Here is a 22432-nt window from a genome sequence, read left to right on the forward strand (position 1 = left end):
TAAATGCTTTGCTGGTACAGGAAGCTGCTATGACAAATCAATCACTGCGTTGGACCCTCCCCGAGGTTATCGCTTTATATCAACAGCCCTTGATGGACTTGCTTTGGCAGGCCCAGCAAGTCCATCGACAACACCAGACTGCCAACGAGGTTCAGCTCTCTAGCCTGCTTTCTATTAAAACGGGTGGTTGTCCTGAAGATTGCAGCTATTGCCCCCAGTCATCCAGATACGACACGGGTATAGAAAAAGAACGCGTGCTGGAGCTTGAACGGGTTATTGAAGCCGCCCGGGCCGCCCGGGCCGGGGGTGCTACCCGGTTTTGCATGGGAGCAGCCTGGCGCTCTCCGACCGAAGCCCAGCTTGATGAAGTCATAGCCATGGTGCAGGAAGTAAAAGCCTTGGGTCTGGAAACCTGTGTCACCCTTGGTATGCTGAAAAACGGGCAGGCCGAACGATTAAAACAGGCTGGTCTGGATTACTACAATCATAATCTGGATACTTCCGAAGACTATTACAGTGAAATCATCACCACCCGTAGCTACCAGGATCGCCTTGACACCCTGGATCGCGTCCAGGCAGCAGGTTTGAGCACCTGTAGCGGAGGGATTGTCGGGTTAGGCGAATCACGCGAACAGCGTGCGGCCCTGATAGCACAATTAGCTAATCGCAGCCCCTATCCCCACTCCGTTCCTATCAATCAGCTGGTTCGGGTGCCAGGAACTCCCTTGGCTGACAATGCCCCCTGGATGAGTTCGAGTTCGTGCGCACCATTGCCGTGGCTCGTATTACTATGCCTAAAACTACTGTCCGGCTCTCAGCCGGCCGCTCCTCAATGAGCGACACCATGCAAGCCATGTGCTTTCTTGCTGGTGCGAACTCCATTTTCTATGGCGAACAATTACTGACAACAGGAAATCCGCAATTTCAGGCTGATCAACAGTTGTTTAAGCGAATGGGTATACAAAGCAGCAAAGCCAAACATACCCCTGTCTTCGACGCCCGTACGGAACAACTCCTCTCCGGCCCAGTCGCCGTACTTGAAACTTTATAAATTCCATCATGCATCTATTAATTGCCAGCATTTTTTGCAGTGTTGCCGTTTCGATTTTTCTGAAGCTTGCTCGCCGACACCACATTGACGTGGGCCAGGCTATTGTCGTGAACTATCTCACTGCTGTCAGCCTTTGTGTAGTGCTGCTGCGGCCCGACCCCATGAGTGTGATGGAGTCCGGCACTCCACTCTGGCTATTGATATTGCTAGGTTTTTTATTACCCACCATTTTCATTGCCATGGCACGCGCGGTAGAACATGCCGGCATCGTACTGGCCGACGCAGCTCAGCGCCTCTCTTTAGTCATACCTTTATTGGCAGCAGCGCTCATTTTTGGGGAAAGCATTGGTGGCACCAAGTTAATAGGCGTCTCGCTGGCGATCCTGGCCCTGATTTGCCTGACTGTAAAAAGCAGCAGCTCGGACAACTCCTCACACGGCAAGCAAGCTACTCTGTTCCTGCTGGCCGTATGGCTAGGCTTCGGCGTAATCGATATTTTGTTTAAACAATTGTCTAAAGGGGGCGCGCAATTCGCAGGCAGCCTGGTAATTACCTTCGTAGTAGCCGGCCTGGTCATGCTGAGTTTTCTTATAGCCAGGCGCACTCAGTGGTCAGCCCACAGTTTGCTCTCAGGCATTGGCCTTGGGCTACTGAACTTCGGCAATATTTTTTACTACATAAAAGCTCACCAGCATTTTCCAGAGAACCCTACACTCGTGTTTTCAGCAATGAATATCGGCGTCATTACCGCTGGAACCCTGGTTGGAGCCGGGTTCTTTAAAGAGAAACTCTCTAAAGTGAATATGCTGGGAATTGGACTGGCAATCAGTGCCATCATGGCACTGATACCCCGTTAAGGCTTGTTAAGCTCGCTGGCGCTGTTTTGCTCAACACTCGAAGGTGGAGCTGCTTCTGTCCCGCCTTCGATGTCAATGTCTCCCAGGTAGTCTTCGTCGGTAATCGGGTCATGGGAGATATCACTGCTGATGTCGATACGGGGGTCTAGAGACGACGATGCCGCAGAAACCTGAAGGCTGTCAGGCATAGGAACAAACTCGGTGGGGGCATCCACGCTCAGGTGATCACCGGATACCTTTTGCGGACGAACCAGCAACACTAGCGATCCGCCGCAGGCCGCAACGAAGATGTAGTAGAACTGGCTACCGAACTGATTCATAAGCGTGCCAACTGCCAGGGGGCCCAGACAGGCACCCAAGCCATATACCATGTATAAGATAGCACTTAGGCCCACCCGCCGTTCCGGGTCTATGTTGTCATTTGCGAAGGCGGCGCCTAAGGGGTACAAGGTAAACTGCAAAACACCGAATACCGCGGAAAACACCAGTAGCATCGCGAATGTTACGTCAAACCAGCCCCACAGCGGTATTGCGAACAAGGCGATCAATACCGCATTAATGCGGATCATATTGACCCGATCAAAGCGGTCTGCGAGCCACCCCACAGGCCATTGGGCTAGCACTCCGGCTGCGACCGACGATGCGACAAACACAGCAACCTGCTCGCTACTAAGGTTGACTCGTATACCATACACAGGCGCTAATCCGTAAAAGGCGCCTGTGATCATGCCTGCTACGAACAGCACTGTCATGGACAAGGGGACACGTTCGACGTAATAGCGGGCATTAATGGGAGCCGGAACCTGCAACGCCGGGTGCATACGCCCCGTCAGCGCAATAGGAATCAGGCTCATGACCGAACAGATCGCCACAAACACCAGCGGCTGGTAGTCCATACTGGGGAATAGGGTCAGCACCAGTTGCCCCAGCACGGTTCCCAAACTGGAGACCAACATATAAAACGCAAAGACCGTCCCGCGCTTATTGTTTTCCGTCTGTTCATTCAGCCAGCTTTCTATGCCCATGAACTGCGTAACCATGCCGGCACCGGCCACAAAGCGCAAGGCTACCCATACCCACATGCTGTCGACCATGATTTGCACAAGCACACAGACGGTAACGACAGCGGCACTGGCGGCATAGGCCCGAATATGGCCCACCCCCATAATTAAGCGGTGCCCCACCCTGGCGCCAAACACAAGACCTAAATAATAGGCAGCAATAAGGCCACCAATCCAAATCTCGGAGATACCGAGTTCGGATAATCGCAAACCAATAAATGTGTTGAACAGGCCTGAGCCCATCAACAACATCAGCGTTGCCAAATACAACGAAAAGAATGCGCCTATAGCACCAATCATGGTTTGCCTGAATAAAAATAGAAGTAGCCGGCGCGAGGCCGGCATGTTTTTGCGTGCTACTGTTTGGTGAGCCCGAGCGTTGCAGGCCTGAAGCTTAGATCTGCTTTAGCAGTGTATCAGCATCGCTTTTTTCAAGACCACCACTTTCGTCGATGTTCAACTGCTTAACAACGCCATCATCGAGCAAGGCGGAAAATCGCTTTGAACGCACACCCAGGCCTTTAGCACTTAAATCGAACTCCAAGCCCAGCTTGCGAACCCACTCGCCGCTGCCATCGGCTAATAAGCGTACTTTATCGCCAGCGTTCTGATCTTTTGCCCACGCGCCCATGACAAAGGGGTCATTGACCGCTACGCACCAGATCTCGTCAACGCCTTTGGCCTTGAACTCGTCTGCTTTAGTAATAAAACCGGGCAGATGGCGCTCGGAACATGTAGGAGTAAAAGCACCCGGTACCGCAAACACTGCTATTTTCTTGCCTGCGACCAGATCTGCAACCTGAAAAGAATTGGGCCCTACTGCACATGTGTCGGTAGCGGTTTCAATGTATTGTGCCAACGTTGCATCAGGCACTTTATCGCCAATTTTAATGGACATAATAACTCCGGTGTAAGGTGATATTGCGACAAATCCATCGCAACATAAAGCCATCATCATACTAAGCGAAAAACCCGGCTTAAAGTAGTAATAGAGCCTATCTGCAAGCCGCATCTCTAAAGAAACCGAAGTCTGCTATTTTAGCATCCCGTACACCCAGAAATCAGAGCAGCTTCTCTTGCTGCATACATCAATAAAAAAAGCGCCCGAGAGCGCTTTTTTATGGCGTTATTACAGCCAACCAGAAATACGTGGCAACCACAAGGTAATTTCAGGAATGAAGGTAATCAGCATCAAGAAAACCAAACCTGTCAGCAACCAGGGCAAGGTTGATTTAGTGACTTCAGTCAACCCCAGCCTGGAAATACTCGAAGCCACATATAAGTTCAAGCCTACAGGCGGCGTCGCCAACCCAATCTCCATATTAACGATCAGCATAATGCCAAAGTGCACAGGGTCCATACCCAATTTCATGGCTACGGGAAACAGTATGGGCGCCATTATCAAAATAAGGCCTGAAGGTTCCATGACCATGCCAATGATCAGCAAGAGCACATTGACGAACAACAAAAAGGCAATCAGCCCCATCCCCTGGTCAACAATCCACGCGGCAATACTTTGTGGAATTTGTTCTGAGGTCAGGATAAAGGCGAACATGACCGCATTGGTGATGATGTAAAGCAACATCGCACTCATTGCCGCCGACTCGAGCACGATGCGACGCACATGACGGATCTTGATATCTTTGTAAACCCAGACTGCAATCACAAACGCATATACTGCACTGATTGCAGCGGCTTCTGTGGGCGTAAAGATACCCGAGTAGATGCCGCCCATCACAATCACGATCAGCATCAGCCCCCAGATCGAGTCTTTAAATGCAGACCAGCGCTCACGGGCCGAAGCCTTGGGCATACGAGGGTAATCAAGCTTCCAGGCTCTATACATCGTTGTTAAGCCCAGCATAAAAGCAAGAATCAGGCCGGGTACTACCCCCGCGATAAACAATTGGCCAATCGAGGCAGTGCCCACACGAGCCCCATCAGGCCCTTCAACCATCATGCCACTCGTTGCTACGGCATACATCACCATCACAATGGATGGCGGCAGCAAAATGCCCAAGCCTCCGGAGGTCGCCACAATCCCAGTCCCGAACTGCGCAGGATAGCCCTGCTTCACCATGGCGGGGATCATAATTGAACCAATGGCAGCGACGGTAGCAGGTGAAGAGCCGCTAATCGACGCAAACAGCGCGCACGCCAAAACCGCTGCCAATCCCATTCCACCCGGAAAGTGTCCGACCATCGCGGAGGCAAAGCGAATCATGCGTTGCGCTACTCCACCATGGGTCAGAAAGCCACCTGCCAAGATAAAAAACGGGATCGCCATGATTTCGAATTTTTCAATCCCGGTAAACAGCTTCAACGCGATGCTGTCCATGGGCACATTTGTCATGGTGAACAAAAAGGTCATGACGGTCAGGCCCAGCGCAATAGACACGGGCATACCGGTAAGCAACAACACGCCAAGCAGCGCGAAAATAATAAAACTAATCATGCTGCGTCTCCTTGGGCTTTCTCGTCTTGCATGACACTACCATGCGTGAAATGGGGCTGCTCTCCGGTTTTGAGATAATGGTAGAGTGCCTCGAGAAAGCGGAAACACATCAATGCCGACCCTGCAGGTACGGCTAAATAAACCAGCCAGACAGGGACCTCCAAATCGGCCGTCACCTGCGAGGTTTGACTGATGTCATAAACGAAACTGCCGCCGATCCAGGCCACCAGGAAAGTGAAAAGCACACCTCCCAACATCGATATAACGACCAGCGCTTTTTGCTTGCCAGGTGAAACGGCATTAGCCAATACGTCTACCCCAACGTGTATACCCAGACGCACACCATAGGCGGCACCGAATTTGGCCATCCAGACGAACAAATAGATGCACAGCTCTTGCGCCCACAACATGTTTAGCCCGACCACGCTGCGATAAGTCGCCCTGGCATACGCATACACTTGGTCATGGCCGTTAGAACGAGACCATGAGACGATGTCGGCAAGCAAAGTGATTGAGTAGCGCTGGCAAACTGCCACAAAGATAATGAGCACTGCCGCGACCATCAGCAAAGAGATAAAGATCTCTTCAAATTTATTTAAAAACGTAACAGCATGGCTTCTCCATGGCGTTGACCTGTAACACTACGCGTGTACGCCGGTCAGTGTGCCGAGCCTGAAATCAAATGAGCGCTGAGGTGGCTCTGTACCGAATAGTCCCGATGTGGCAAAGCACATCGGGATCACTACACTACGATTTATTCAACAGCTTTATAGACAGCGTCAATGACCTCAGCACCTATACGTGACTCCATGGCTTTATGCACAGGACGCAATTGCTCGATCCACTCATTGCGCTCTTCAGGAGTGAGCTCATAAAAAGTTGTACGGCCGGACTCCTTCATGGCGGCTAGGGACTCATCGTTTTCTTGCTGGGCAATGTCGTTGGCGTACTCGGTGGCCTCATCCAATGCTTTTTCAAGAGGTGCGCGTACGGCCTCGTCCAGGCCATCCCAGAATTTTTTATTCACAATAACGGCATAACCCAGGTAGCCATGGTCAGACAAGGTGGCGTGCTTTTGCACCTCGTGCATTTTTTGGGTATACATATTGGAAGGCGGGTTTTCGGTGCCGTCAACGACGCCGGTTTGCAGCGCCTGATAGACTTCAGAGAAAGCCATTACCTGGGGGACAGCATCAAGTGCCTGCATCTGTGACTCAAGCACCTTGGAGGACTGAATACGCATTTTCAGGCCAAGGAAGTCATCAACAGTATGTATCGGCGAGTTCGCACTCATGATCTTGAAGCCGTTGTCCCAGTATGCCAGGCCTTTGATGCCTTTAGGTTCAAGCCTGGCGAGCAGGTCTTTACCCACCTCGCCGTTGGTAACCTTGCGCAGCTGATCCTTATTTTGAAAAATATAAGGCAGGTCGAATACCTCGAACTCGCGCACACCCAGGGGACCAAACTTGGCCAAGGACGGGGCCAGCATTTGAACTGCACCCAGTTGCAAGGCCTCAAGCTCTTCTTTATCTTTATAAAGTTGCGAGTTTGGGTAGACTTCTACTACAACCTTACCTTCACTGTATTTTTCGGCAAGCTCTTTGAAGCGTTCCGCGCCTTTACCTTTGGGGGTATCTGGCGACACCACGTGACTGAACTTGATCACCAGAGGCGAGTTTGCCATGGCGTTGGATGCAAAAAACGCCGATGCAACCAGCGTAGCAGCAAGAATTTTTTTCATTGTTTCCTCCGAGCCTTGAACTGAAGTCTAAGCGCGATGTAATTATTAAAAATAGCTTAGGTCATAGCTTAAGAAGCATTAGGATATTTAACCATTGTGGAAATCCGAAATAGGCCCTCATGATTACCCTTAGTGACGACAGCGAAAACACAAAAACGGCACCTTCGTTTGCCTCGTCGGTCATGAGCTATGTGCCGATCCTGGCCATCGCCATTCTCGTGATCCTGATCGCCCTTTTTATCATCGTTGTTCAAAAAGACAGAATGGACGAGCAGCGCAGCAAACTGATCGAAGACGCCTTATGGGTAGAGCAAAACCTGTCGTTTCACCTGCGCACTCATGAGTCCAACCTGGAACGCATTGCCGCGGAAATCAATGCCACAGCTCAACAGCCAGAGCTGTATGCAAGATTAGCTCACATGAAGGCCATACATCCCGAACTGCTCTCTATTGTTTGGCTCGGTGCAGCCGGCGAAGAGCTGATGACTCTGCCTCAGGGTTATAGCCCTGACGCAACTTTGCCTGCTCCTATCCCCCGGATGAAAGCCTGGATTCCAGCCTATTTTTCCGCACAGCAAAACGATACGCTGGTAGATCTGATCTTTCCTACCTTTGATGAAAAAAATGAAGTAAGCGGCGCACTGCTGGCTTCGATTTCTCTAAGCCAGCTGCTGACAAATCAAGTGCCATGGTGGGTGGCAGAAAATTACGAGGTTGTGCTGGTTGATAACAGCGACAAAGTCATTGCTCGCCGGGTCAAAACCGTCTCTACCTCAGAACAGCTTAGCCACAGTATGTCGGTAGATCCGCCCCTGCATGGTGTACGCCTGCGGCTAACTCCGAATCTTAGCCCCCATCCCCCAATTCTTACGCTGCTGCTTACTGTCATTGTAGGCTTAGCAGTTTTGGCAATTATCAACCTTTTGATTCAGCATTATTATGCCCGCAAGCGGCTACAGGCTGAGCAGGCGCTACGCAACGAACAGGCCTTTAGACGGGCTATGGAGAACTCTATTACCACCGGGCTGCGAGCGCGCGATTTGCAAGGCCGTATTCTTTATGTCAACCCGGCTTTCTGTAGGCTGGTGGGCCGCAAGGAAAGTGAGATCACTGGCCTGGCCCCTCCTATGCCATGGTGGGCACCGGAAGTATTGGGCGAAACCCTCGAACGCCATTATCAGCAAAACCAAATGCCAAGAGCGCAAAGCTTCGAAACGCGCTTTCAACATCCGGACGGTACGCTGCTAGACGTGCAGGTGCACGAGGCCCCGCTGATAAACGACCGTGGAAAGCATGTAGGCTGGATGGGCTCGATGGTCGATATTTCTAGCCGGAAAGCTCAGGAAGCACACGCTATCCAACAAGCAGAACAGCTTCAGCAGACTGCCCATTTAATGAGTATGGTCGAGATGACCACCACCTTGGCCCATGAACTGAACCAACCCCTGGCTGCCGTAGCCAGCTACGCTGCCGGCTGCATGAATCTACTGAAGAATGACAATCTCAACAAAGCAGAGCTTCATGCTGGCTTGGAGCACGTTGCCACCCAGAATCGTCGGGCAGGCGAAATTATCCGACGCACCCATGACTTCGTCCGTAAACGCGAACCCTTACTGCTCAACGAAAAGCTGAACACGATCGTGCAGGACAGCATTTTCTTCATGCAAGCTGAGCTTCGCAAACACAATGTGAAATTGCGTTCAGACCTGCCTGATGAACCGGTATATGTCATGGCAGATAAAACCATGATTGAACAGGTTATTTTAAATTTACTTCGTAACGCTATTGAAGCTGTGCGACACTTGGAAAGCGCCCGTCGCGTCATTGACGTTGCCTTCGAATGGCATGATCAGCACGCCTTAATAATTATTAGTGACAACGGGCCTGGAGTAGACGAGAGCATGGTGTCGTTATTATTTCAGCCTTTTGCCTCAACGAAGACTCAAGGAATGGGCATAGGTTTGAACATTTGCCGCTCTATTGTGGAATTGCACCGCGGCACTCTATGGTATGAAGCCACCAGTACGCCTGGCGCTGCATTTGTCTTCACCTTACCGCTAACAGAACAATGAACTCTTTATCTTTGCAACCTCTTGTGCACATCATCGATGACGATCAGGCCATACGCGACTCACTGGCCTGGCTCTTCAAAACCCGAAACGTAAGGGCTGTTCTATGGGAATCCGGCGAGGCTTTTCTACAGAGCTGGACACCTGAACTGGAAGGATGCTTGTTACTGGATGTTCGGATGCACGGGCTCTCGGGCTTGGAGGTCTTCGATCTGCTGCGTAAAAAAGGCTCAACCCAACCTGTCATTTTTTAAGCGGCCATGGCGATCTGCCTATGGCAGTCGCTTCACTTAAGCAAGGTGCCGCTGACTTTATTGAGAAGCCCTTTAACGACAATGATCTCGTAGATCGTGTGCTTGAGGTCCTGCATCAGTACGCACACTTGCAAGAAGAGCGTGAACGCCATCTCAAGTGGGCAGATAAAATATCCTCGTTGTCGAACCGTGAAAAACAAGTACTGGAATTAGCTCTGAAAGGAAAGCTGAACAAGCAAATTGCAAACGACCTTGATATCACGATGCGTACGGTCGAGGTGCACCGTGCCCGTGCCCTGGAAAAACCGGCGCAAGGAATCTGGTGGAACTGGCGCGTCTTTTCAGGGATGACCACTTGCTATCCACTGACAGCCCATAACGCATGTCCGCACTGATCTTAAATAAATAAGGTGTGAAACCGTAGCCGACTGTCTGCCGCGGGACAAGCCTATAATAGCCATATGAATTCCACTTGAGCCGCCCTCGCCCGACGGCTCCAGGACTGTAATAGAGGAACACTGTGAAGCAAAATACGATTTCTGATGGCTACACTGTTGAAGGTAGCGATGCGCATCTGAGCCACCTTGATGAACATGGTCAGGTCCGCATGGTCGACGTGAGTCATAAACACCTGAGCCCCCGCACCGCTATTGCCGTGTCTCGCGTACGCCTGGGTGAACAGGCATTTAAATTGTTATCAGCCCAAGACAACGCCAAGGGCGAAGTACTGAACACTGCGCGTATTGCGGGTGTGCTGGCTGCCAAACGCTGCGCTGATCTCATCCCTCTTTGCCATAGCCTGCCACTAGACTTCGTAGGCATTGATTTTGAAAGCGACGTCAACTCTCGTTGCATCACCATTCGCGCCACTTGCAAAACCACTCACAGCACAGGCGTGGAAATGGAGGCCATGACGGCATGCAGCGTGGCAGCGCTCACTATTTACGACATGTGCAAGGCAGCCGACAAGGGCATCATCATTGAACAAATACGCCTGGAATATAAAGCGGGGGCAAGAGCGGCGAATGGCACGCCAGCCCTTCAGCCTGCTAGGAGACAACAATGCAAACACATATTAAAGTCTTGTACTTCGCTCAAGTCGCTGAAATTGCCGGTACCCGCAGCGAACTTTGGCAACTTAGCCAGCCCGTCCGCGTGAGCGACTGGCTTACAACGGTGGTAGACAAGCATCCGGCTATAGAACCTTTAAGAAAACGCCTGAAAGTTGCCATTAACCAATATTACGTAAACCACAGCGCCACCATTAATCCCGGCGACGAAGTCGCGTTATTCGAACCGGTTACAGGGGGCTAAATATGATTACTGTGCAAGAAAACGATTTCGATGTTGCTCAACTCATTGCAGAGCTGCATGCGGTAAATGCGGGCCACACCGGCGCACTGCTTAGCTTTATTGGCTATGTACGCGACTACGACACGAATACCCCCACGCAGACCCTGGTGCTGGAACACTACCCGGGAATGTGTGAGCGAGAAATCCAGGAAATTTGTGATCATGCCTTAGAACGATGGGATATTCTGAACTATCGTGTCGTGCACCGGGTAGGTGCATTAAACCGCAACGAGCAAATTGTATTTGTGGGTGTCAGCAGCGCGCATCGCGGAGAAGCCTTTAACGCAGCGGAATACATTATCGACGCCTTAAAGACCCGAGCACCGTTCTGGAAGCGGGAAGTACTTGCCGACGGCAAGCAGTTCTGGGTGCAGCAAAGTGAAGAAGACGCACTGAAAACCGCCCATTGGGAAGCGAATACAGACAAGCAGAACCCATGAATAAAACTCCAGCAAAAAAAGTCTTGAACTGCGCTGTGCTAACCGTCTCTGATAGCCGTAGCTCTGACACCGACACCTCAGGCGATTACTTGCGTGAACGCCTGGCTCTGGCAGGTCATAACTGCGTGGCATCGGCTATTGTTGCCAACGATATCTATAAACTGCGGCATCAGTTCAGTCAATGGATTGCCGATCCGCACATACACGTCATTATCAGCAATGGCGGCACTGGCTTTGCCAGAACAAAATCTACCATATCAGCAGTACGTCCACTGCTGGACATCGAAATCCCTGGCTTTGGCGAACTTTTCAGAAGTTTGTCGTATGCCGATATCGGAAGTTCGAGCTTGCAGTCGGATGCCGTGGCAGGCGTCGCGAATCAGCATCACATATTCTGCCTCCCTGGATCATCCGGCGCCTGCAAACTGGCGTGGGAGAAAATTCTCGAAGCTCAGCTGGATAGCCGACACAAGCCGTGCAATTTCGCTGAAAACTGCGCCTGACCCTCTCTTCAAATTATCTCCATCGTAACGTCTATGACCATGCTAGATTTCGACACCGCTCAAAACAGACTCGTACAAGCCGGAACACGGCCAGAAATAGCCGAGCGTGTCACTGTTGATCAGGCTCGTGGCCGCATTCTGGCCAATAACGTAAGCGCTGCCATTAATATTCCGCCTGCCGATAACAGCGCCATGGATGGCTATGCCATTCGCTTTGCCGACTTTCAAGAGGGGATAAGCTATCCCATACAGCAACGTGTCTATGCGGGTGACCTGCCTCAGGCCATACAGCCAGGCCAGGCTATACGCCTTTTTACGGGTAGCTTAATACCTGAAGGCGCAGACACCATTGTGATCCAGGAAGACTGCACAGAGACCGACGGCAAATTGCATATCAACGTTGCTCCTGTACAGGGCCAGCATGTGCGCTTTACAGGCGAAGACATGCCTGCAGGCAAAGCTATCCTGCTCAAAGGTACGGTAATAGGCAGTGGGCAAATTGCCATCCTGGCTTCGCAAGGCGTTACCGAAATCGATGTCTTTCCTGTACCCAAAATTGGTATTCTAACCACCGGCAATGAGCTGGCAGAACCAGGGCAGCCCTTGCATGCAGGGCAAATATACAACTCGAATGCATCAATGCTGGCCTCACTCGTCAAACAGCTGGGCTCGAATGTAGTCCGCATTGTTCATGCGGCTGACACGCTCGAGGAAATCCAGGACGCCATCAGCAGTCTGGCTGAAGAGTGCGATTTGGTGCTGACGGTAGGTGGCGTTTCGGTGGGTGATAAAGACTTGGTTAAACCCGCCATTGAGGCCTCGGGCGGCGATATGGAAATGTGGCGGGTGCGCATGAAACCGGGCAAGCCTGTTGCACTGGCACGGCTGAAAGGCACTCCCATCGTAGGCCTGCCAGGTAATCCGGTGTCAGCTTATGCCGTATTCACACTGATGGTCTCCCCTTTGATACGTACCATGCAAGGCCGTACTGAAGTCTTGCCACCGCTGTCGTATGGCCGCCTTGACAGTCAGCAAGACTATCAGGGAGATCGCGAAGAGTTCCTTCGTGTGAAAGCCAAGAGCATGCCTGACGGCGTGCTTGGCTTGACGCCTCATGCACAGCAGGGATCCAGCATCATCAGTTCGCTGGCATGGGCTTCTGGTTTGGCGCGCATCCCAGCCGACACCAAAATAGCCGGTGGCAGCACGGTAGCTTATTATGATTTTAATCTCTGGGGATACTAAGGCCTTAGCCGCACCTTAATAAAAACGCCTTGAATCGCTGCCACCAGCCTCAGGGCGTTTTCACAAATAGGGCTTGGGCTTCGCGCCACTGTTCGGGCGTATTGATATTGGAAAAAAGCGGCTCTGTGTGCACACCAAACTCAACCGCCTGGGCTCCGGCTTGCTGCAGCCAACCCTGTACTCGTCGTTCTCCACTATTCAAGAACAGGCGCAAATTCGCCGCCAAGTCTTGATGCAACAATAAGCACAGAGGATGAGCGCGCTCTGCTCGCGCATAAAACGCCTGCACACTTTGCTGTCCTGCACTCGCTTTAAGCAGTTCGGGAACTAGCAACTCAGGCAGAAATGGGCAATCTACAGGTAAACATAGCAGCCACGGTGTCTGGATATGCTCAAGTGCTGTGAGCACGCCCGCCAAGGGCCCCTGCCAACCCGATACCGAGGGATCATCACTTAAAACCGTTGCATAGCGCGCATACTCGTCTGTTTGTTCGTTTGCGCTGATAACCACCTGCGATACATAGGGGAAAGTTTGGTCAGCGCGTGCGCCACAAGGGGCTTTCCCCCAGCTTAAGCAACCCTTTGTTGATGGCCCCCAGTTCACGCAGGCGTCTGGATTGGCCGCCTGCCAAAACAGCTCCGCTTAGGTGCTTAGGAGAAATCATCCTCCTATGTGGCTCATTTCAACTTTATGACGCTCTACCGTCTGTTCTCCGCGGACCTCAGAATAACGATCACCGCGCTGCCGCCAGGTACGCGACACAAAACCAGCAAGCTCATCGTCAGTTGCACCTGACCGCAGCAGGTCGCGCAAATCGTACCCCTTGGAGCCGAAGAGACATAAGAACAGCCGGCCCTCGGGCGAAAGTCGCATACGGGTACAGTCACCACAGAAGGGTTGGGACACACTGGTGATCACACCGACTTCGCCACTTCCGTCTACATACTGATAACGCCCCGCCACTTCGCCCCGATAATTGGAAGCAAGAGGCTCAAGTGGAAAATGCGGATGAATGGCCGCACAGATCTCGGCACCGGTCATTACTTCATTTAAATTCCAGCCATTGGTGTTGCCCACATCCATATATTCAATAAAGCGCAATATATGTGGCGTTTCGCGGAAATACCGGGCCATCGGCACTATCTGGTCGTCGTTAAGCCCCTTGCGCACCACCATATTGACCTTAACAGGGCTGAGCCCCTCGGCGTGTGCCACCTCAATACCCTGCAACACTCTCTTGACCGACACTTTACTATCGCTAAGATGAGCAAAACGTGCATCTTCCAAGGCATCCAGACTAACGGTTACACGATCCAGTCCTGCACTTTTCAACGCTTTGGCTTTAGACGCCAGCAGGGTCCCGTTAGTGGTCATGGCCAGCTCGACCCGCCCTCCTTCAGGGGTGCGGAGTTCAGCCAGCATGGCGACAAGGTCTTCCACATGCCGACGCAACAAGGGCTCGCCCCCGTCAAGCGAATTTTCTGCACGCCTAAATTCACGCATAGCTTAGCCACACGCGTAATTTCCTCGAAACTCAACAGCTGCTGCTGAGCCAGGAATTCGTAATCCGGACCAAATACCTCTCGTGGCATACAGTAAGTGCAACGAAAATTGCACTTATCAGTCACCGAAATTCGTAGATCTCGAAGCGGTCGATTGTGCAGATCGCCGACCCCTTGTTTTAATATGGAAATGACTCTGGGGCGTGCTTTTTCTAAGCTATTTTTGCCCTTGGAGTGCGCTTGTACTACATTATCAAAAAGACTTTTGCTCATAGTCCCTCCGTGAGTGCGACGGAGATAAATTTATTTTATCTAACCACCCATCATATACCCGAATTTTAAAGCACTGGGCCAAATGCCTCTTCAAGAGTCATTATGGCGCCGTTTTTCCTTGCAGCATAACCCACTAGCTGCCCCATATACGCCTGATACTCATCACCCGTGATTAACTCTAAAAAGCGCTGCACGAGGGCTGAGTCCACTAAGTCTTTGTGGATTGCAAAAAAGTATCGTTCTTGAGCCAAAGGGATAAAATCCAGCCCGCATCGCAACGCGGCCGTCTCTACCCCAAACCCCACATCGGCCATATCACTTGCCACGTGAGCGGCAACCGCCAGATGGGTCAGCTCCGTACTGTCAAACCCTTGAATATTGGCGGCATCCAGTTTGTAGTCTTGAATGATTAAATTCAGAAGAAATCGGGTACTGGAACCTACCTCGCGGTTAACAAAACGTACGTCAGGCCGTAACAAATCGGCCACGGAGCGTACACCACGAGGATTTCCCTGCTGTATGAACAGCCCTGTGCTTCTGTCGCTTAAATAAATCAACCGATGCTGTTCGGGTTTTAACCATTCACGATAACGCGCCACAGCCTGCTCTTGGTACTTGCCAATGGGCACCTGAAAGCCAGCCAAGTCGCATTCGCGCCTGATCAACGACCCCAGAGCCTCAATGGCAGACCGGTAACGCAGCTCGAGAGGAGAGTATGCCTTGTCATTTGCCAAGCGCATTAATCCCTCCACGGCGAAACCATGACTGGCATGCAACCGTAAATGCTGCGGCTGCTCACTATATAAGCGATGCAATTCTTCTTGCAGTTCGGAAGCCATGCTTTCGAGAGTCGGCGTCAACCGGGCGTCAACACGGCGGTTGGCCCACAACAGCCGTCTCGAAAACTCTGTAAGGGTTGTCCCTTGTCTGCGTGATGTCTCCATCAATGGAGCCTCGAACTGCTTCTCGGCATTTCTGAGCAACCCCCACGCATGACGGTACGACAACGAGCAGGCTTTAGCCGCCCCGGTAATGTTGCCCATAGTTTCGATCGCAGCCAATAACCGCAACACTTCTCCCAGTTGAAGGGTAGTGCCATCGGCACTTTCGAGTACCCATTCAGATCGAATTCTGGCCTTAAATTGTTGGCCCATTGACACCCCTGCTCCGTGCTGAAAACCTTCAATATGTTTTACATAACATATATAACATTGTTTTATGCACTTTCAAACCTATTGATCTATAGCGGATAACTTTGTAGATTACATAAAATACATAAAACATAATATGCAAACATATACATATAAGCAACGGCAACTCACTGCCAACTCAGGTGGTTAAGGACTTTTTATGCACATCCCCTCAAACGCCGAACAGTTCGGGCGGGCAAATAATGACTACGAAAAAACCGTCAACGCCGCTCTGGAACAACACGCAGAAAAGCGCGGTAATTTACTGCCTATCTTACATAGCATTCAAGATGAGATAGGCTATCTGCCCGAAGCGGTTGTGCCCTTGCTCGCCAAAGCCTTAAATCTCTCTCGTGCCGAAATCCACGGAGTCATCACCTTTTACGCACACTTCAGACAAAAGCCGGCAGGCACACATGTGCTTGAAGTCTGCATGGCTGAGGCTTGTCAATCCATGCGTAGCAACGAACTCGCCCAATACGCAAGACAAAAGCTCTCCTGTGATTTTCACGAAACCTCTGCAGATGGTTCCGTCACCCTTGAGCCCGTTTATTGCCTGGGCCTTTGTGCACAGTCTCCTGCGGTCATGCTTAACGGTAAGCCCTATGCAAAAATGAGTCCTGAGCGTTTAGATACGTTGCTCGCTTCAGAAGGAGCCAAATAATGAACACTCGTATTCGTGTTTTCGTACCCGGCGACACGGCCGCTGTAGCCATGGGAGCCGACGAGGTGGCAACGGCCATTCAGACGCGTGCCTCAGAGCAACAGCTCGACATTGATATCGTTCGTAATGGCTCCCGTGGCCTGCTCTGGCTAGAGCCCATGGTAGAAGTCGAGGGCCCGGAGGGTCGGGTAGCTTATGGCCCTGTCACCACCGAGGCTTTAGATTCTTTATTTGAAGCCGGCTGGCTCGCCGCCAAGCCACACCCCTTGTGTCACGGTCTGACTGCAGAAATCCCCTATCTAAAAAAACAAGAGCGCCTGACTTTCGCCCGTGTAGGCATTGTCGATCCGCTCGACCTGGACGACTATCAGGCCCACGACGGTTTCGCGGGCTTGCGCCAGGCCTTGACGATGTCGCCTGCTGACATTGTGAAGTGCGTGACGGATTCCGGACTGCGCGGCCGGGGTGGTGCCGCCTTTCCTACCGGCATCAAATGGAACACCGTACTACAGGCCCAGGCGGATCAGAAATTCATCGTCTGTAATGCCGATGAGGGCGACTCCGGCACCTTCTCTGACCGTTTGCTTATGGAAGGGGACCCCTACACCCTGATTGAGGGGATGACCATCGCTGGCCTCGCTGTGGGCGCCACCTCCGGATATATCTACGTACGGTCCGAGTACCCCTTGGCCATCGCCATGCTCAACTCAGCCGTTGAGCGAGCCTATGCAGCTGGCTGGCTGGGCAAGAATATTGCCGGTTCGACCCATCATTTCGATCTGGAAATCCGCAAAGCCGCCGGTGCCTATATCTGCGGCGAAGAAACATCATTATTAGAAAGTTTGGAAGGCAAGCGAGGTACTGTACGGTTTAAACCGCCGCTGCCTGCTCTTGAGGGCTTCATGGGCAAGCCCACCGTCGTCAACAACGTGATCTCTCTGGGTTCTGTACCCATCATTCTGGCTAAAGGCAGCGACTATTACCGCGACTACGGGATGGGACGCTCACGAGGCACGCTCGCCTTTCAGGTAACCGGGAACGTCAAGCAAGGCGGGCTGGTCGAAAAGGCCTTCGGTGTCACCCTGCGCGAACTGCTTTACGACTTTGGTGGCGGTTCGGCATCCGGCCGTCCCCTGCGTGCCGTGCAAGTCGGCGGGCCTTTGGGCGCCTACCTTCCAGAACATCAGTGGGATGTCCCCATGGATTACGAAGCCTATATGGCCATTTCCGCAATGGTCGGGCATGGTGGCATCGTTGCCTTCGACGAAACGGTAGACATGGGACATATGGCTCAATATGCCATGGAGTTCTGTGCTATCGAATCATGTGGAAAATGTACTCCCTGTAGGATCGGCTCTGTTCGCGGAGTCGAGGTCATACAGAAAATTCGCCGCAACGAGCAGCGCGAATCCAATACCATACTTCTGCGTGAGCTCTGTGACACCATGATGGCCGGATCGCTTTGCGCTCTGGGCGGCATGGCCCCTTATCCCGTGCTTTCTGCAATGGAACACTTCGCGACGGACTTTGGCCTTGAGGCCAGCGACAGCGATGTTTCCTCTGCAAATCAGCAACCCGCTTAAAGGAGTCCGTCATGCTAGAGACTGTAGCCATACGCGACCGTGATTTCGGTACCCTTCCCTCGCTAAGCACCAACACCATCGAGCTTACTATCGACGGCCATAGCATAACCGTGCCCGAGGGCACCTCCGTTATGCGTGCTGCTGCGTTAGCGGGCATTAATATTCCTAAGCTTTGTGCCACCGACTCCCTTGAGTCTTTCGGCTCCTGCCGTGTCTGTCTGGTAGAGATTGAAGGCCGGCGGGGCCAACCGGCATCGTGCACCACCCCTGCAGAGGCAGGCATGGTGGTGACCACTGAAAATGCACGCCTCAACACCTTGCGTAAGAATGTTGTTGAACTCTACATTTCTGATCATCCGCTCGACTGCCTGACCTGCCCTGCCAACGGCAATTGCGAACTGCAAGACACTGTGGGTGTAGTGGGCTTACGGAATGTTCGCTATGGTTTCGATGGCGCAAACCACTGCAATAGCGAGAAAGACGAAAGCAACCCCTACTTCACCTATGACCCTTCGCTGTGCATTGTCTGCAGTCGATGCGTACGCGCCTGTGAAGAAGTTCAAGGCACGTTCGCACTAACAGTTGAAGGGCGCGGCTTTGATTCCAGAATCGCTGCCGGCCAGAGTAACAGCTTCCTAGATAGCGATTGCGTTTCCTGCGGAGCCTGTGTACAGGCCTGCCCCACTTCATCGTTAATGGAAAAATCCGTTATCGATATGGGCCAGCCTGAACACGCCGTCATTACTACGTGCGCCTACTGTGGTGTTGGCTGCGGTTTCAAAGCCGAAATGAAAGGCGAGCAGGTCGTGCGCATGGTGCCCTGGAAAGACGGCAAGGCAAACCGCGGCCACTCTTGTGTAAAAGGCCGTTTCGCCTTTGGCTATGCGACCCACGAGGATCGAATTCTTAAGCCCATGATTCGTTCCAGCATTCAGGATCCCTGGAAAGAAGTATCGTGGGATGAAGCCCTGTCATATGCAGCTTCTGAAATGAAGCGCATTCAGGCCAAGTATGGACAGGACTCGATTGGTGGTATCACTTCTTCACGCTGTACCAATGAAGAAACCTATCTGGTACAAAAACTGGTGCGAGCGGCCTTTGGTACCAACAACGTCGATACCTGCGCCCGTGTTTGCCATTCGCCTACAGGCTATGGGCTGAAGCAGACACTAGGCGAATCCGCGGGCACGCAAACCTTTGACTCCGTCATGCATACCGACGTTGCTGTGGTCATCGGTGCCAACCCCAGTGACGCTCACCCCGTCTTTGCCTCACGACTCAAACGTCGCATACGCGAAGGCGCAAAGCTAATCGTTATCGACCCGCGTGCAACAGACCTTGTCAGCTCGCCACACGTCAAGGCCGACTTCCATCTGCCACTGCTGCCAGGTACAAACACTGCGCTTCTCACCGCTTTGGCCCACGTGATCGTTACCGAAGGGCTGGTCGACGAAGAATACGTACGCGAGCGCTGCGACCTTAAGGCCTTCGACGAATGGCGTAACTTTGTCAGCCAGCCTGAACACTCTCCGGAAGCCACCGAGACCATCACCGGAGTATCTGCCGCTGACGTACGCGGCGCAGCTCGTTTGTATGCCTTAGGCGGCAACGGAGCTATTTACTATGGCTTGGGCGTGACCGAGCACAGTCAGGGTTCAACCACTGTCATGGCCATTGCCAACCTTGCCATGGCGACAGGCAACCTGGGTCGCGAAGGCGTCGGAGTGAACCCCCTGCGCGGACAAAATAACGTGCAGGGTTCTTGCGACATGGGCTCCTTTCCCCACGAGCTTCCTGGCTACCGCCACGTCTCTAATAATGCGGTTCGAGCCCAGTTTGAAGCTGAATGGGGTGTAACCATTCAATCAGAACCCGGCCTGCGTATTCCAAATATGTTCGATGCGGCTATGAGCGGCACCTTTATGGGGCTGTATTGCCAGGGCGAAGATATTGTTCAGTCCGATCCCGACACTCAACACGTCACAGCGGCTCTTTCATCAATGGAGTGCATTATTGTTCAAGACTTGTTCCTGAACGAAACCGCCAAATATGCACACGTCTTCTTGCCAGGATCATCATTTTTAGAGAAAGACGGTACTTTCACCAACGCCGAGCGACGTATATCTCGCGTACGTAAAGTCATGGAGCCCCAAAGCGGCATGGCTGACTGGGAAATCACCTGCGCGCTCTCCAACGCCTTGGGCTATCCCATGAATTACACGCATCCTAAAGAGATCATGGATGAAATTGCTCGTCTGACGCCGACATTCAGCGGCGTCTCCTTCGATCGCATGGACGAACTGGGCGGCAGCGTACAATGGCCTTGTAATGACGATGCGCCTGAAGGTACCCCGACCATGCACATTGACGAGTTCGTACGCGGCAAAGGCAACTTTATCCTGACACAGTACATTCCGAGCGACGAGCGCAGTACGCGCCGCTTTCCCTTACTGCTGACAACGGGACGTATCCTGACTCAATACAACGTAGGAGCACAAACACGTCGTACCGATAACGTGGCCTGGCACAAGGAAGACTTGCTTGAGCTGCATCCGCAAGATGCTGAAGATCGGGGTATTCGTACCGGCGACTTTGTCTCTATCAAGAGCCGTGCGGGCGAAACGGTTCTTCGCGCGACGGTAACGACGTCTATGCAGCCGGGGGTGGTCTACACCACTTTCCATTTCCCCGAATCGGGGGCCAACGTCATTACAACCGACAGCTCTGATTGGGCGACGAACTGCCCCGAATACAAAGTGACTGCAGTCCAGGTCAGTAAAGTGACTCAGAGTCACTCTGAATGGCAGTCCAAGTGGTCACGTTTCAACGAGGTGCAGCAAGGCCTGCTCAACGATCGCCATCTGGAGTACGCTACTGATTCAGCCGTGGTGGCTGCTACGCCCCAGCCGGAGGTAGCAGTAGCCCATGCAACAGAAGATCATCAGAAACCAGAGCTAAGTGAACAGGACTAATCTGAGGTAGGGTAAGAGCAATGGCAATAAGTACAGTCCCTCCCGCTATGGAAACACAATGCGGGGGCTTGCGAAGCGCGAGGTCTGGCGGCATGAACCTCTGAAAACGGGGGTAGCTGAGCTAGACCTGATTGCAGTCGAAGCCCCCATTGCATTGCAATTCAATGGCATTAGCCACGCTGTATTGCTGGCGACACCGCAAGACCTTGAGGATCTGGCGGTGGGCTTTGCTTTTACTGAAGGCATCGTACGGGACGCCAGCGACATTTACGATGTTCAGGTTCACGAAAGCGAACAAGGACACATTGTGGATATCGAAATTGCCAGCGCTTGCCTGCAACGTCTTAAGCAACGGCGTCGGCAGTTGGCAGGCCGCACCGGATGTGGTCTATGCGGCCTGGAGAGTCTGGAGGAAGTACGCCGTGACCTGCCCCCTGTGGCTACGCCCACAGCACAGGCTCGTGCGGACGCTGTCTTCATAGCTCTTGAACAGCTACGCGGATTGCAACCGCTGCATCAGCAGACCGGTGCTACGCATGCTGCAGGTTTAGCTCAAGCTGATGGCACCATCAAGGTAGTTCGAGAAGATGTAGGCCGCCATAATGCCCTGGATAAGCTCATCGGGCACCTTATGCGTACTGACGGACTTCAGCACGCTCAGGAACAGATGATCGTTGTCTCCAGCAGGGCCAGTTTCGAAATGGTGCAGAAAACAGCGGCGGCAAAAGTTCCTACCCTTGTTGCCGTATCTGCCCCTACCTCATTTGCGATCAACCTGGCCACTGAGTTAAATCTTCTATTGGTCGGATTTGGCCGCGCGCATCAATTTAGCGCCTATAGCCATCCCCACCGACTATCTACAACTTAATTTAACGTTTCTGACTATGAATATTAAAAGCCTGATTCCCATGGTCAATCGTATTGGCCAGTTTTTCGAATCCCAGCCCAATCGTGAAGAAGGAGTGAATGGCATAGCAAATCACATTCGTCTGTTCTGGGATCCACGCATGCGCCGATCGTTATACGAGTTTCTTGACCAGCACCCGGATGGCCAAAGCTCAGATGGCGCCCTGTCGGAAATCGTACTGGATGCAGTGAAACAGCATCGCGAACAGCTTAGACCGTCCTGAAGCTGATGACGCTGCACAACAGAGCTGCGCCGCCGCTGCCTTGCCTAGAAGTTTCGCTGCTATCCGGCACAAGGAAGATCAGTGGCAA

At 52.3% G+C, this 22432-nt stretch carries 20 protein-coding genes and 4 pseudogenes; 15 read left to right on the forward strand and 9 right to left on the reverse strand.

Annotated features, from left to right (window positions below; translation table 11 throughout):
• Positions 1-29 precede the first annotated feature (29 nt).
• Positions 30-1051 (forward strand): annotated as a pseudogene (bioB, locus tag L1889_RS11065) (biotin synthase BioB).
• Positions 1048-1908, forward strand: coding sequence for an EamA family transporter (locus tag L1889_RS11070; protein ID WP_372871754.1), 861 nt, complete (start codon positions 1048-1050; stop codon positions 1906-1908). The pseudogene bioB and the gene L1889_RS11070 overlap by 4 nt, the downstream one beginning before the upstream one ends.
• On the opposite strand, the gene L1889_RS11075 is transcribed toward L1889_RS11070, so the two are convergent.
• The 5 genes from L1889_RS11075 to L1889_RS11095 form a co-directional block, all read right to left on the reverse strand.
• Complete coding sequence (locus tag L1889_RS11075) at positions 1905-3314, reverse strand: MFS transporter (RefSeq protein ID WP_238665166.1); 1410 nt, start codon at positions 3312-3314, stop codon at positions 1905-1907. The two genes, L1889_RS11070 and L1889_RS11075, sit on opposite strands and share 4 nt — an antisense overlap.
• 49 nt (positions 3315-3363) lie before the next feature.
• A complete protein-coding gene (locus L1889_RS11080; RefSeq protein WP_238665167.1) occupies positions 3364-3867 on the reverse strand; it encodes a peroxiredoxin in 504 nt (167 codons plus the stop codon).
• A gap of 231 nt (positions 3868-4098) precedes the next feature.
• Entirely contained in the window at positions 4099-5424 is a 1326-nt protein-coding gene (locus L1889_RS11085; protein ID WP_238665168.1) for a TRAP transporter large permease, read from the reverse strand.
• Positions 5421-5987 carry a TRAP transporter small permease gene (locus L1889_RS11090; RefSeq protein WP_257793981.1) on the reverse strand — a complete coding sequence of 189 codons (567 nt, stop codon included), beginning with the start codon at positions 5985-5987 and terminating at the stop codon, positions 5421-5423. The genes L1889_RS11085 and L1889_RS11090 overlap by 4 nt, the downstream gene beginning before the upstream one ends.
• A gap of 191 nt (positions 5988-6178) precedes the next feature.
• On the reverse strand, positions 6179-7165 hold the full coding sequence (locus L1889_RS11095) for a TRAP transporter substrate-binding protein (protein WP_238665170.1): 987 nt from the start codon (positions 7163-7165) through the stop codon (positions 6179-6181).
• Between the two features lie 119 nt (positions 7166-7284).
• Here L1889_RS11095 and L1889_RS11100 point away from each other — a divergent pair, with 119 nt between their 5' ends.
• The 8 genes and pseudogenes from L1889_RS11100 (at position 7285) to L1889_RS11130 (ending at position 13029) form a co-directional block, all read left to right on the forward strand.
• Entirely contained in the window at positions 7285-9237 is a 1953-nt protein-coding gene (locus L1889_RS11100; protein WP_238665171.1) for a sensor histidine kinase, read from the forward strand.
• The gene (locus L1889_RS18815) at positions 9234-9488 is read left to right on the forward strand and encodes a response regulator transcription factor (RefSeq protein WP_308217626.1); all 255 of its coding nucleotides are present in this window, start codon (positions 9234-9236) and stop codon (positions 9486-9488) included. The genes L1889_RS11100 and L1889_RS18815 overlap by 4 nt, the downstream gene beginning before the upstream one ends.
• A 20-nt stretch (positions 9489-9508) precedes the next feature.
• Positions 9509-9883: a response regulator transcription factor gene (locus L1889_RS18820; protein ID WP_308217627.1), complete on the forward strand. Its 375-nt coding sequence runs from the start codon at positions 9509-9511 to the stop codon at positions 9881-9883.
• 212 nt (positions 9884-10095) lie between these two features.
• Positions 10096-10541 (forward strand): annotated as a pseudogene (gene moaC / locus L1889_RS11110) (cyclic pyranopterin monophosphate synthase MoaC).
• A gap of 9 nt (positions 10542-10550) precedes the next feature.
• Positions 10551-10802 carry a molybdopterin converting factor subunit 1 gene (gene moaD, locus L1889_RS11115; protein ID WP_238665172.1) on the forward strand — a complete coding sequence of 84 codons (252 nt, stop codon included), beginning with the start codon at positions 10551-10553 and terminating at the stop codon, positions 10800-10802.
• Between the two features lie 2 nt (positions 10803-10804).
• The gene (locus L1889_RS11120) at positions 10805-11281 is read left to right on the forward strand and encodes a molybdenum cofactor biosynthesis protein MoaE (RefSeq protein WP_238665173.1); all 477 of its coding nucleotides are present in this window, start codon (positions 10805-10807) and stop codon (positions 11279-11281) included.
• On the forward strand, positions 11278-11784 hold the full coding sequence (gene moaB / locus L1889_RS11125) for a molybdenum cofactor biosynthesis protein B (protein ID WP_238665174.1): 507 nt from the start codon (positions 11278-11280) through the stop codon (positions 11782-11784). Before L1889_RS11120 ends, moaB begins: the two co-directional genes overlap by 4 nt.
• Before the next feature lie 39 nt (positions 11785-11823).
• A complete protein-coding gene (locus L1889_RS11130; protein ID WP_238665920.1) occupies positions 11824-13029 on the forward strand; it encodes a molybdopterin molybdotransferase MoeA in 1206 nt (401 codons plus the stop codon).
• Positions 13030-13078: 49 nt separating this feature from the next.
• Here L1889_RS11130 and L1889_RS11135 read toward each other — a convergent pair.
• The 4 genes and pseudogenes from L1889_RS11135 to L1889_RS11145 form a co-directional block, all read right to left on the reverse strand.
• Positions 13079-13555: pseudogene (locus L1889_RS11135) on the reverse strand (NTP transferase domain-containing protein); the annotation flags it as partial.
• 10 nt (positions 13556-13565) lie between these two features.
• Positions 13566-13694 (reverse strand): hypothetical protein, encoded by a 129-nt coding sequence (locus L1889_RS18460; protein ID WP_257794015.1) that lies wholly within the window; start codon positions 13692-13694, stop codon positions 13566-13568.
• Positions 13691-14805, reverse strand: a pseudogene (moaA, locus tag L1889_RS11140) (GTP 3',8-cyclase MoaA). Before moaA ends, L1889_RS18460 begins: the two are co-directional and overlap by 4 nt.
• Positions 14806-14870: 65 nt before the next feature.
• Positions 14871-15959 (reverse strand): substrate-binding domain-containing protein, encoded by a 1089-nt coding sequence (locus L1889_RS11145; RefSeq protein WP_238665175.1) that lies wholly within the window; start codon positions 15957-15959, stop codon positions 14871-14873.
• Between the two features lie 196 nt (positions 15960-16155).
• Between L1889_RS11145 and L1889_RS11150 the strand changes: the two genes are divergently transcribed.
• Genes L1889_RS11150 through L1889_RS11170 form a run of 5 tightly spaced genes read left to right on the forward strand, consistent with a single transcriptional unit; the run spans position 16156 to position 22344 of the window.
• Positions 16156-16659: a formate dehydrogenase subunit gamma gene (locus L1889_RS11150; RefSeq protein WP_238665176.1), complete on the forward strand. Its 504-nt coding sequence runs from the start codon at positions 16156-16158 to the stop codon at positions 16657-16659.
• Positions 16659-18242 (forward strand): formate dehydrogenase beta subunit, encoded by a 1584-nt coding sequence (locus L1889_RS11155; RefSeq protein WP_238665177.1) that lies wholly within the window; start codon positions 16659-16661, stop codon positions 18240-18242. Before L1889_RS11150 ends, L1889_RS11155 begins: the two co-directional genes overlap by 1 nt.
• Before the next feature lie 11 nt (positions 18243-18253).
• Positions 18254-21214 (forward strand): formate dehydrogenase subunit alpha, encoded by a 2961-nt coding sequence (fdhF, locus tag L1889_RS11160; RefSeq protein ID WP_238665178.1) that lies wholly within the window; start codon positions 18254-18256, stop codon positions 21212-21214.
• A gap of 58 nt (positions 21215-21272) precedes the next feature.
• Positions 21273-22082 (forward strand): formate dehydrogenase accessory sulfurtransferase FdhD, encoded by an 810-nt coding sequence (gene fdhD / locus L1889_RS11165; RefSeq protein ID WP_238665179.1) that lies wholly within the window; start codon positions 21273-21275, stop codon positions 22080-22082.
• A 16-nt stretch (positions 22083-22098) separates the two neighbouring features.
• The gene (locus L1889_RS11170; RefSeq protein WP_238665180.1) at positions 22099-22344 is read left to right on the forward strand and encodes a formate dehydrogenase subunit delta; all 246 of its coding nucleotides are present in this window, start codon (positions 22099-22101) and stop codon (positions 22342-22344) included.
• The last annotated feature ends 88 nt before the right edge of the window (positions 22345-22432 follow it).

Source organism: Paenalcaligenes niemegkensis (genome assembly GCF_022230885.1).
In the GTDB taxonomy this organism is placed as follows: domain Bacteria; phylum Pseudomonadota; class Gammaproteobacteria; order Burkholderiales; family Burkholderiaceae_B; genus Paenalcaligenes; species Paenalcaligenes niemegkensis.